The 10,421-nt window shown below is 56.2% G+C and carries 15 protein-coding genes, 1 tRNA gene and 1 rRNA gene; 9 read left to right on the forward strand and 8 right to left on the reverse strand.

Going from position 1 to position 10,421, the window contains the following annotated elements; genetic code table 11:
• Positions 1 to 138 precede the first annotated feature (138 nt).
• The gene (locus MV985_RS03300) at positions 139 to 516 is read right to left on the reverse strand and encodes a 30S ribosomal protein S6e (RefSeq protein ID WP_297461952.1); all 378 of its coding nucleotides are present in this window, start codon (positions 514 to 516) and stop codon (positions 139 to 141) included.
• A 141-nt stretch (positions 517 to 657) separates the two neighbouring features.
• On the opposite strand from MV985_RS03300, the gene MV985_RS03305 reads away from it, so the two are divergent.
• Positions 658 to 828 carry a preprotein translocase subunit Sec61beta gene (locus MV985_RS03305; protein ID WP_297462050.1) on the forward strand — a complete coding sequence of 57 codons (171 nt, stop codon included), beginning with the start codon at positions 658 to 660 and terminating at the stop codon, positions 826 to 828.
• Here the strand turns inward: MV985_RS03305 and MV985_RS03310 are convergent.
• On the reverse strand, positions 825 to 1,481 hold the full coding sequence (locus MV985_RS03310) for a hypothetical protein (protein ID WP_297461965.1): 657 nt from the start codon (positions 1,479 to 1,481) through the stop codon (positions 825 to 827). The genes MV985_RS03305 and MV985_RS03310 overlap by 4 nt on opposite strands.
• Before the next feature lie 95 nt (positions 1,482 to 1,576).
• On the opposite strand from MV985_RS03310, the gene engB reads away from it, so the two are divergent.
• On the forward strand, positions 1,577 to 2,197 hold the full coding sequence (engB, locus tag MV985_RS03315; protein ID WP_297461978.1) for a GTP-binding protein EngB: 621 nt from the start codon (positions 1,577 to 1,579) through the stop codon (positions 2,195 to 2,197).
• On the opposite strand, the gene MV985_RS03320 is transcribed toward engB, so the two are convergent.
• Positions 2,141 to 2,605, reverse strand: a complete 465-nt coding sequence (locus tag MV985_RS03320) for an Lrp/AsnC family transcriptional regulator (protein ID WP_297461992.1) — start codon at positions 2,603 to 2,605, stop codon at positions 2,141 to 2,143. The genes engB and MV985_RS03320 overlap by 57 nt on opposite strands.
• Before the next feature lie 130 nt (positions 2,606 to 2,735).
• Here MV985_RS03320 and MV985_RS03325 point away from each other — a divergent pair, with 130 nt between their 5' ends.
• The 3 genes from MV985_RS03325 to MV985_RS03335 are packed head-to-tail and all read left to right on the forward strand — an operon-like array spanning position 2,736 to position 5,073.
• Positions 2,736 to 3,803 (forward strand): Clp1/GlmU family protein, encoded by a 1,068-nt coding sequence (locus MV985_RS03325; protein ID WP_297462004.1) that lies wholly within the window; start codon positions 2,736 to 2,738, stop codon positions 3,801 to 3,803.
• Positions 3,804 to 3,847: 44 nt separating this feature from the next.
• Positions 3,848 to 4,678, forward strand: a complete 831-nt coding sequence (locus tag MV985_RS03330) for a geranylgeranylglycerol-phosphate geranylgeranyltransferase (RefSeq protein ID WP_297462058.1) — start codon at positions 3,848 to 3,850, stop codon at positions 4,676 to 4,678.
• Between the two features lie 14 nt (positions 4,679 to 4,692).
• Entirely contained in the window at positions 4,693 to 5,073 is a 381-nt protein-coding gene (locus MV985_RS03335) for a ribonucleoside-triphosphate reductase (protein ID WP_297462014.1), read from the forward strand.
• 51 nt (positions 5,074 to 5,124) lie between these two features.
• Here MV985_RS03335 and MV985_RS03340 read toward each other — a convergent pair whose 3' ends face one another.
• From MV985_RS03340 to scpB, 4 genes are all read right to left on the reverse strand, one after another.
• Complete coding sequence (locus MV985_RS03340; RefSeq protein WP_297462022.1) at positions 5,125 to 5,928, reverse strand: OB-fold nucleic acid binding domain-containing protein; 804 nt, start codon at positions 5,926 to 5,928, stop codon at positions 5,125 to 5,127.
• Entirely contained in the window at positions 5,925 to 6,302 is a 378-nt protein-coding gene (locus MV985_RS03345) for a replication protein RepA (protein ID WP_297462069.1), read from the reverse strand. Before MV985_RS03345 ends, MV985_RS03340 begins: the two co-directional genes overlap by 4 nt.
• 1 nt (position 6,303) lies before the next feature.
• Entirely contained in the window at positions 6,304 to 7,377 is a 1,074-nt protein-coding gene (locus tag MV985_RS03350; RefSeq protein WP_297462082.1) for an OB-fold nucleic acid binding domain-containing protein, read from the reverse strand.
• Between the two features lie 107 nt (positions 7,378 to 7,484).
• On the reverse strand, positions 7,485 to 8,072 hold the full coding sequence (scpB, locus tag MV985_RS03355) for an SMC-Scp complex subunit ScpB (protein WP_297462111.1): 588 nt from the start codon (positions 8,070 to 8,072) through the stop codon (positions 7,485 to 7,487).
• Between the two features lie 93 nt (positions 8,073 to 8,165).
• On the opposite strand from scpB, the gene rrf reads away from it, so the two are divergent.
• The 4 genes from rrf to MV985_RS03375 all read left to right on the forward strand — a co-directional run bounded on the left by rrf (position 8,166) and on the right by MV985_RS03375 (position 8,975).
• A 5S ribosomal RNA gene (rrf, locus tag MV985_RS03360) occupies positions 8,166 to 8,287 on the forward strand.
• Between the two features lie 8 nt (positions 8,288 to 8,295).
• Positions 8,296 to 8,373: transfer RNA gene (locus MV985_RS03365), tRNA-Asp, on the forward strand.
• Between the two features lie 129 nt (positions 8,374 to 8,502).
• Positions 8,503 to 8,682 (forward strand): zinc finger domain-containing protein, encoded by a 180-nt coding sequence (locus MV985_RS03370; protein WP_297462033.1) that lies wholly within the window; start codon positions 8,503 to 8,505, stop codon positions 8,680 to 8,682.
• Positions 8,683 to 8,699: 17 nt separating this feature from the next.
• Positions 8,700 to 8,975: an elongation factor 1-beta gene (locus tag MV985_RS03375; RefSeq protein ID WP_297462043.1), complete on the forward strand. Its 276-nt coding sequence runs from the start codon at positions 8,700 to 8,702 to the stop codon at positions 8,973 to 8,975.
• A 54-nt stretch (positions 8,976 to 9,029) separates the two neighbouring features.
• Here the strand turns inward: MV985_RS03375 and MV985_RS03380 are convergent, their stop codons facing one another.
• A complete protein-coding gene (locus MV985_RS03380; RefSeq protein ID WP_297462122.1) occupies positions 9,030 to 10,055 on the reverse strand; it encodes a tetratricopeptide repeat protein in 1,026 nt (341 codons plus the stop codon).
• Between the last annotated feature and the right edge of the window lie 366 nt (positions 10,056 to 10,421).

Here is a 10,421-nt window from a genome sequence, read left to right on the forward strand (position 1 = left end):
TTTTTTTTCGAGTATAAATTCGTTCCGAGTTGTGTTTTCCTCTTAGAATGAATCAAAAGAAGGCCAGGTAAAAGAGTTGCATGACCATGCATCTGGGATTCAAACGTCCTTAGACTCGGCAAAGAAAAGGTTTGAAGCTCACAGGAGGAGCTTCATGTTTACCTGCACTATCTCAGGGCTGATGGTGTTGCCCCTGACGGTCTTCTTCCGCCTCTCACCCTTCTCCCTGGGCCTGAAGCCCGGTCCCTGGGAGATGAGGATCTTAACCCTCCTCGGTCCGTGGACGTCGGGTCTCATGGGGAAGCCATCCTTGTCGGTTCCGCCCCTTATCTTGAGCTCAACGTTGCCCGGTATCTCCTCCCCGAAGATCTCGGTTAGGTTGAGTCCGAGTTCGCTGGCCGGAATGGTTTCCCCGATGCGCTTTCCTACGAGTTTCTCAGCCTCTTCTCCCGAGATCTCAACCTGTCTGGCAATTCCGGTTCTCGGATTGGATATAACGAGCTTGAAAGTGGCCATTTCCTCCCACCTCCTCCATCATTAGCGGGATTCATTGGGTTACCCCTTGTCCAGCTGGCGGTTGGGTTTGGCCTTTAAAAACGTTTCCCGGCACAAGTTTTTTATAGGTTGGAGCGTGGTTTGGGTAGAGGGGTGAGGAAAATGGCAAAGGAGAAGACGACGCTGCCGCCAACCGGTGCCGGACTGATGAGATTTTTTGACGAGGACACGCGGGCCATCAAGGTGAGTCCCAAGGGGGTTATAGCTCTGACACTCATACTTATTGCCTTTGAGATACTCCTCCACGCCTTCGGACCCCAGATCTTCGGTTAGATGAAGCTTGTCTTTTTCAAACCCCTTGCGTTCAGTTCCTCGTTTATTATGGCCCTCACAACCTCCTCCAGCTGGGTTTGAATTAAAACCTCCACGTTCTCCTTTATCCTGTCAATGTCGTGCCTCAGCCCCTCCAGAAGTCTTATGTACTCCTTAGCCATCTCCAGCTGACCCTCCTGTCTGACCAGCTGCTCCTTCAGGTGGTCGAAGTCCTCCCTCATGACCTGGAGCTTTCTAAGTTCACGCTGGAGTTCCTCGATCTGCTTCTTGAGGGCGTAGTTCTCCTCCTTGAGCTTCTCAATGAGCTTCTCCTTCGCTTCAAGTTCCCTAACCAGGGCGTTGTACTCCTCGGCTATCTGGTTGAGCCTTTCTATCTCCCTAAGCGGAGGAACCTTGCCGTTTCCGAGGATTATGACGTCCGGGCCAACGTTGACTATATCGTCCGGCCTTATCTTCAGCTTCCTCTCGCTTGAGAACATGCTCTGTCCCTTTCCGAGGTTCTCGATTTCTTTCATCTTCAGGATGAAGTAGAACTGATCCCCCTCGACCTCGACGTTAATGTCCGTAACGTAGCCTAGGATCCGCCCCTCAGTGAGAGAGATCACGAACTTGTTGACGAGCTGATTGGCCTTTGCCTCGCTCCCCCCGGGCATAGAACACCACCGAGGCAACTTCGCGCAACCGGTACTTAACCTTTCCGGCGCCGGCAGGGTTTTATATCCCCCGCCGGACTTTTACCGGTGGGACCGTGATAATCTTCGCTGGACGTTCGAACGTTGGAAAGAGCACGCTGGTATTCCGCCTGACGGGAAAGTGGGTGAGGCACGGAAAGAGACCCGGGGTGACGAGAAAGCCCATCGAGATCAACTGGAGGGGGAAGACGATAGTCGACCTTCCCGGCTTCGGTTTCATGAGCGGCCTTCCAAAAAAGGTGCAGGAGCGCGTTAAAGACGAGATAGTGCGTTTCATCGAGGAGAACGCGGACGAGATAGAGCTTGCCGTTCTCGTGGTGGATGGAAAAGCAGCACCGGAGATAATCGAGCGCTGGGAAAAGCGCGGGGAAATACCGATTGACGTTGAGTTCTATCAGTTCCTGAGGGAGCTCGGCATACCCACGATAGTCGCGGTGAACAAGGTGGACAGGTTAAAGAACCTCGGGCGGACGATAAACTTCCTTGCCGAGAAGTTCGGCGTTCCCTACTCTGAGATAGACGAGACCTTCGTACCGATATCCGCCAAGTTCGGGAAGAATATCGATAAGCTCAAGGTGCTAATGGAGAAGAAGATGGGGGAAAAGAAGCCCTCGCGGAAATCAGAGGACCTCAAGGACGATGTGGGTGATGGTCTCCTTGACTCCGTCGAGGGATGATATCTCCTCGAGTATCTCATCGAGCTTCGTCTTGTCGGCCTCGACTATGAGGTCGATGTCGCCGGTGACGCGGTAGATTTTCTTTATGTGGAGCTTCTTTATAGCATCGTAGACCTTCTTCCTCTTGGTCGGCTCTATCCTCACGAAGACGAAGACGTCGCCCTTCTTCTCGCCGAGCAGATCGAGGGCCTTGTCGGTGAGGTCTATAAAGCCCCTTCCTGTCCTTATGTAGCCAAGCTCCTTGAGGACCTTGAGGTGGTTACTGAGGGCCTGTCTCGTTATTCCGAGCTCTTCAGCAAGCTCATCCTGGGTCTTCTCGACGGTGTGAACCTCTATGGTCCTGCCGTCCTCATAGAGCTTTCTCAGGAGCCTCATCTGTCGGGGCGTGAGGGTTGGCTTTTCCTCCATTTTCAGACCTCCAGGGTTTACTCTCATCAAAATTCTTCGGGCCAACGTCAAACCATACATCCAAGGCCCGGCCCCCTTATAAGCCTTTCCCAGGGGTTAGGTTTTTATTTTTCGGTCCGTATTCGGCCACATGAACAAGGCGTCCTATACCACGGAGGTTCCTGGGGACAGGCTTGTCCTCCTGGAGAAACTGACCTCCCGGTCCAAACCCCTGAGGATAATGCTCGTGGGTGGAACCGACAGTGGCAAGACAACCCTCCTGACGTTCCTCGCCAACGGGCTGATGGAAGCCGGTCTTGGGGTCGCCATCGTCGACAGTGACGTTGGTCAGAAGGGGATCCTCCCTCCCGCGACGGTGAGCCTGGCGCTTCCCGGAGGACGGTTCTCAAGTCTTGACGAGCTCCGGGGACTCGCCCACTACTTCATTGGAACCACGGCCCCCGGGCAGTACGCGGGGGAGATGGCCGTGGCGGTGAAGAGGCTCGCGGACGTTGCCCTCGGGATGGCGGACGTGGTTCTCATAGACACCACGGGGTTCGTGAGCGGCGTAGGTGCCGAGATGAAGCGCCTCAAGGCCGAACTCGTGAGACCGGATCTCATAGTTCTCCTTGAACGGGGGGACGAGCTCTCCCACCTGCGAACCCTCCTGGCACCCTACGGGGAGATTGTTTCCCTGGAGGTCAGTGCGAGGGTGAGGGAACACTCGAGGGAGGAACGCAGGGCAGTGAGGGTGGAAAAATGGAGATCCTACTTCTCTGGTTCGTCCACCGTTGAGATCGACCTGACCAAGATTCCTGTCGGTGGAACGTCCCTCTTTCAGGGCAGGCCGCTGACCGGGGAAGAGATAGAACTCCTCTCATCTGCCTTCGGCTGGCTGGTTCTGGCGGGGTGGAAGGGAAGCCACTACACGATCGTCAAGACCGACGTTGGGAACTTTCCCAGGCACTACGACCGCTTTTCCCTCAGGGCGATAGACTTCGAAAGGCTGAGCAACCTCCTCGTGGGCTTCATTGACGGAAACGGTCTCTGCCTCGGCGCTGGAATCCTCAAGTGGATAAGCTTCAGCTCGAGGAAGGCACAGGTTCTGACGCCCCTTTCGCGGGAAGAGCTGGAAAAGGCGGTGGAACTGCGCTTCGGCAGGATAAGGGTTCTCGAGACCGGGGAGGAACTGGGCCTCCTCAGGAGGGAGGAACTCTAGCAAAGGTTTTTAAGGCGGCGTCCCAAGGGGATTAGGTGGCCCTAATGGAAGTCAAGGCTCTGGCTGAGATAACCAGACCCCACAACTGCATCCTGGCCGGGATAGTTGGGGTTCTCGGCTCTATAGTGGCTGCGGGCCATCTCCCGGATCTCAGGACGGTGATTCTCGTCTTCCTCGTCGTTACCCTCGGCTGCGCCGGGGGAAACACGATAAACGATTATTTCGACTACGAGATAGACAGGATAAACCGCCCCGACAGGCCCCTCCCCCGGGGTGCAATGGCCAGGAGAACGGCCCTATACTACTCACTCCTCCTCTTCACTGCCGGCCTGGTCTTTGCGGCCCTCATAAACGTCTACGCGCTGATCCTGGGAATTGTTGCCTATGTCACGATGTTCCTGTACGCCTGGAAGCTCAAGCCCCTCCCCCTCATCGGAAACCTTGTCGTGGCGGGCCTCACTGGAGCAACACCGCTCTACGGGGCCGTGGCCGTTGAGCGCATGGGTCTGGCCGGTTATCTGGCACTCTGTGCCTTCCTTATCAACGTCGCCAGGGAGATCATTAAGGACATCGAGGACGTGGAGGGAGACCTCGCCAAGGGTGCCAGAACACTCCCGATAGTATGGGGAAAGAAAAAGGCGGCCTACGTCGGGGCGTTCTTTGCCTTGCTCACGGTTCTGGCCTCGTTCCTCCCCGTCAGAGCAGGGGTCGGTCTGGGCTACTACGCGATGATTCCCGTTGATCTTATTATCCTCTACGCGGCCTATCTGATACTCCGCTCCCAAGACAGGGAGACCGCACACAGGTCGCAGAAACTTCTCAAGATCAGCATGTTCCTGGCGGTGATGGCCTTCCTCATCGCCGCCCTCGTTTGATGGAGGTGGTTCCAATGGAGTTTGAAAAGGAACTTACGAGGGCCCTCGAGGGTGAGGGCCTCTGGACGGTGGTGACGTTCAAGACCCCCCACGGCCCGGGGGTTACACTGGAGAAGCTAACCGAGGCCGTTGAGAGGGCCGGATGGAGGGTCACCTTCCGGGCCAACTGGTGGACGGCCGACATACCCTACGGTCTGGTCCGGTTGGATCTGAGGAAGAACGGAAGGGAGAAGATACTCCTGGGGAAGTGGATACTCGGAGACAGGTGCGAACTGATAAAGCTGGAGAACATGCCCCTCGAGAGGGGCCGCGACGAGTTCTTCAGGATGGTCGACAGCATAACGTCCACGCTAATCCACGACCCGGTCATAAGAACGATGAGGGAACAGTATTGACCCCCTCGGCCTTTTTACACCAGTTTTTGTCGGGGATAGAAAAGAAAAAGCTCAGAGCGGCTCGTAATAGCCGATCTCCGGCTCGTAGATTTCCCCCTCTGCCAGGAGCTGGGTTATTGCTTCCTCGATGAGCTCCTCGTCGAAGTCCTTGGAGAGTTTTTTCACTATGAACTTGTGGGACAGGGGCTTGCCCTTCTCCTTCAGGAGCTCCAGAACGGCCTTCTTGGCCCTCTCGAGCTCGGGATTCTCACCACCCTCCTTCTTCTGGGGAAGCTCCTCCTCGAAGAGCTCCTCCTCCACGTTCCTCTGTTCCAGCATCATCGTGTATAGCTCGTCTATCGTCATCAGTAGGTCCTCGCTTATCCCCCTGTTCCTGGCTATGACCTTGGCCTTGGCGGTGATCCCGTAGCGGTCGTAGATCTCAAAGGCTATCCTCGCCTTTTTGGCGTGCTCCACCTTGTCCCTGAGGGTCTCGAAGCGGTGCAGGATCCAGAAGTTGGGGTCAACCCTGGAGACCCCCTCAACCAGTATCTGCTTGTCGTCGCGCCATTCCGCAACCTTCCCGATTATCTGGACCAGGTCACCCTTCTTGACGAGCCTGATGAAGCGGGTGTCGTCACGGAAGCCAAGAACCCATATGGTTCCGGTGGTATCGTCTATCTGGAACTTGCCGTATGTTTCGTCGTCGCTTATCACAGGCTCCCTGACCACTGTCGCGACGACCTTGACGCGGTAAACCTTCCTCGCGTCCCTCGTTATGAGGTAGTTTGGCTCGAAGTCGCCCTCGCTTCTGACGTAGTAGCCGTTTAGAACGTCCCTGAGGTAAACCCTGCTCGCCGGAAGGCGCTTCTTCATACCTCTTCACCTCCAAAGAACTCGATGATGCCCTCCACCTTCGGGAGGATCCTTCTCTCCAGCTCCCTTATCTCCTCCAGCGCCCTGAGATCCGCGTTGCTGAAGTCCTGGAGCACCTCCCCGAAGATATGCATTCCTTCCTCGTCCCGTATGACCCTCCCAATGACCCTGACTACCTGTCCCTCCTCGGGCAAAACGTTGTCCTCGCTCTCTACCAGTATGACCCCCGTTCCGTCGTCGAGCCAGAAGGTGTAGTCGAGCTTGTCCACCTTGAAGGCCTTTCCGATGAGGGAGACGCGCGTGTCGTCGTCCCTTATCTCTCCTATCTTCCTCTCAACGGCGGGTTTTCTCCTTCTAAAGCGAACCTCCTCCATTTCACTCACCACCCTCGAACTCGGCTATCGCTTTCTTGAGCTCGGCCCTGACCCTCGCGATTTCCCTCTTCGGATCCACCTCGTCCCAGCCAAAGGCCTTGAGGATCAGACCGAGGAACCTGTCGTCAACCACGTTGCCCCGTACGAGTATCTCCTTCCCAAGGAGGTGGTAGTACTCTTCCTCAGCGAGCTTCCTCCCCGCTTCTCTGGGCGTCAGGCCCTCCTCAACCAGTTCCTTCAGCTTTTCTGCAACCTCCTCCGGCTCAACGCCGAGCAGCTCCGCGGCGTCGTCCCCGAAGAGGGTCGTCCTGATGTAGCCGGTGGAATCGTCGAGACCGAAGTCGAGGATAACCATGGTTACCGGTTCGACCTCGCCGTGCTCCGGACATATCCAGGCGCCGGTCGCCGGATCGTGGTCCACCTTTCTCCTGCACTGGGGACAGGCATCGTAGGCCGTGACGCGGTAGAGTCTCGCTATAGTTCCCCTAACCTCGACGAACTTCTCGCCCCCCGTGAGCTCGCCTATCTTCTTTCTCTGGTAGCTGTAGCTCCTCATCTCCTCCAGGGGAGGGATCTCCTCCACGCGCGGGTCCTCGGGGTTGTGGATTATCCTGGTCCTGAAGTTTGCATGAAGCTCTATTCCGTTCCGTCCCTCCCTCACGGCGGGGTCAATGATCTTGATCACGTCCCCGGGCTTGAGCTCGTCGTAGTACTTGCCCACGAGATTGTCCCAGAGGACGAGCCTCGCCTTTCCGGTTCCATCGTAGATTATGAGGTTGGCCACCCTGCCGGTGGAGCCGTCGCGCTTCTGGTACTCCCTCGGGGGATACTTCCTGAGAACCCTCGCAACGACGTTGACGCCGGTCATTCCGGGGACGAGGTCGGCTATGTGAAGGAGCCCCTCCTTTCCCTCAAGATCAACGCCGAGCTCCTCCGCGAGCATTACTGCAGCGGCGTGCTCTGAGATACCCTCTCTCCCGGCTATTTCCCTGATCCTTTTTTCGATCTCGTCCCTGTCCAGGCCCTTCCGCTTTCCTATCAGCTCGATAATCTGCTCTTTGGTCAGCACTACCATAACACTCACCTTGATGGTAATCCGGGTTTCGGGTATTTAAACCTTTCTCCCGGGATCGTTTCTAGAAATACGTCCCGTCCTGGCGGTTAAAAAGAAACCAGACAGGCTCATTCTTTCGGAGAAGTTTCCGGTTCCTCCCCGCTGTCCCTGCCATCGAGTTTCGCCATGAGATCACTGTACTCCGCGTGGACGACCCTCTTAAAGGCCTCCTTGATTATCGTCGGATCATTCTCAGGGAAACCGTAGAGTTCTGCAAACTTCGACGTCGTTCCAAGGAGCTTCGTCCTCTCGTGGGGTTCGGCATAGATGAGCCCCATCTCGAGGAGCTTCCTTATGTGCTCGTAGGCCTGGCTCCCGCGGAGCTTCACCACCTTGCTCTGCTCTATAGGCTGGAGATAGGCTATGAGCGCCAGCGTTTTCAGCTCGCCCGTCCTAAGATCGGGCCTCGGCATGAGGTGAATTACCCGCTGGCTGTACTCCTGTTTGACCTGCATCACGTACTTGTCCCCGAGAACCCTGACGACCTCTATGGCACTCTTTCTCTCCGAGTATTCCGCAGCTATGAGCTCGATCAGCTTCTCCAGGTAGTCGAGCGACCTTATTCCCAGCGCCCTTGAGAGCTCCTTCACACCCAGGGGCCTGCCAGAGACGAAGAGAGCCGCCTCGACGAGAGCCTTGTCCTCAAGCAGTCCCATGACATCATCCCTCCTCGAGACCTCGGGAGCAGCCGCTATAACCTTTTCCCCAACCGCAAAGTTTATAAACTCAATCCTGGAGGTCAGTACCGGTACGGCGGTCATAGCGGCGGGGTTACACCCGGTCTCGTTTCGACCCCGGAAGTTAAGCCCGCCAGCGTTCCCGGGTGTACTGCCCTCCGAGAGGGGGCGGGAAACCGGGAACGCCGCCGGCCACTCAAACGCCCGGGTGGTGTAGCCCGGCCCATCATACGGGACTGTCACTCCCGTGACCCGGGTTCAAATCCCGGCCCGGGCGCCATACAACCCCTTCTACTTCCTCTCTCCCGGATTCTCCGTTCTGCGACATTCCCCCCGGAGAAAGATTTATAAGTCAACCCCCACAATGCCCTGCAGTGACCAAAACCCACCTTTCTGGGAGGTGTTCGCAGTGGAGGTCAGGTTCGAGATACCGGTGTGCACGTCATGTGGAAAGGAGATAACCCCCAGGGAACACGCCACTCACTTCGTCTGCCCCAACTGTGGGGAGGCGATCATCTGGCGCTGTGAATCCTGCAGGGTTCTGAGCGTCTCCTACAAGTGTCCCAAGTGCGGCTGGGAAGGGCCGTAAATTGAGGAGGTGAAAAAATGGCCGACTACAACATGGTTGCCGTCGTTAAGGTCATGCCGACCGACCCCGAGGTAAACCTCGACGAGCTTGAGGCAAAGCTCAAGGAGGCACTTCCGGAGAAGTTTGGCCTTGCCAAGGTCGAACGTGAGCCCATCGCCTTTGGCCTCGTTGCCCTCAAGTTCTACGTTCTAGCTAAGGACGAAGAGGGCTACGACCTCGACGAAGTCCTCGAGGCCTTCAGGGGCGTTGAGAACGTCGAGAGCGCCGAAGTCGAGACAGTTTCGAGGATCTGAGGGCTTTTGCCCTTCCCAATTCTATTGTCCGGAGAAGAGAGAATAAAATGAAACCTAAAGCCCCAGACCCAGGCTCAGCTTGGGCCGCTTCCACCCGTCGAGGACTGCCTTCAGTTCCCCGTTCTCAACCTTCTGGTAGAGGGCATCAAAACGCTTCTTCGCCTCCTCGTCCCCGGCCTTCCAGCGGGCGAGCTCCCCTATGGCCTTGAAGAAGTACGCTGTGTCGTCCTCGAAGAGCTCCGCAAAGGACTCCATGTTTTTTGCAATGACATCATAGGCTCCCTCGTTGAAGAGCCCCTCGATGAAGTCCACGAGCGTGTCGAAGACGAGGCCAAAAACGTCATCGTTCACGTTTATCGCCTTCAACAGGGCCTCGCGCAGGGACTTAAAGGCCCCATCGTAGTCCCCCCTGCCCGCGCGGATTTCAGCCTCAACGAGCTTGGCGTTTATCTCTATCTCGTCGTCCCTCGGGTTTCTAAGAACCTCTCCTATCAGCCTCTCAGCCCGCTCATAGTCCCCCAGCTCGTAATAAAAGTGCGCCAGATCAAGCAGACTTATCAGTCGGTTCTTCTGGTCGTTGAGCCTTTCGAACATCCCGGCAGCCCGTTCCATCAGCTCTATCGCCTTCTCCGTTTCACCGAGCTCGTCATAGTTCACCGAGAGGTTGGCGAGTGTGAGGGCTATCTCCCTCTCGTTCTTCAGGACCTTCTCCTCGTGCTCGAGGAGTTTCCGGTAAACTTCCACCGCCTTCTCGGGCATGCCGAAGTGTTCATATGCGTCAGCCAGGTAGTAGAGCGCCGTGGCGTACTCGTCGGGATCGTCTTTTTTTCTTTCCACCACCTTTCGGTAAAGCTCTATCGCGCTCTCAACGTCACCCAGATGAGAATAGACGTGCCCGAGCTCGTGAAGCAGTTCGTAGGGGTCATCGCATTCCACCGCCACCCCTCCGAGTCTCCTCAATTCTTGCCTGAAAACTTCCTCGTCATCAATGGAGTCAATGTAATCGTCAAAGAGCTCAAGCAACCTTTCACAGTTTCCCTCTGCGAGGGCCCTTTCCCACTCGGCTTTTACATCCGTCATCCCAACCACCAGCCTCCGGTTGGCCGGGATCGGTTAAAAAGGTATGGTCACGTATGCAGGAATTCTCATAGATATCCCCCTGAGATGGATCGTGGCCGGTCTGGAAATTCATCGAAAAATTTATAAATAGTGCAAAGGAACGATAAAGCGGAACCGCTGATTGTGACGTGATAGGCCCTCACAAAAACGGGAGGGGGTGAGGAAGATGGCACAGCTTGCCGGACAGCCGGTTGTTATTCTGCCTGAGGGAACCCAGAGGTACGTCGGAAGGGACGCCCAGAGACTCAACATCCTCGCGGCGAGAATCGTAGCCGAAACCGTGAGAACAACCCTCGGACCCAAAGGAATGGACAAAATGCTCGTAGA

Source organism: Thermococcus sp., from assembly GCF_027012695.1.
Classification (GTDB): domain Archaea; phylum Methanobacteriota_B; class Thermococci; order Thermococcales; family Thermococcaceae; genus Thermococcus.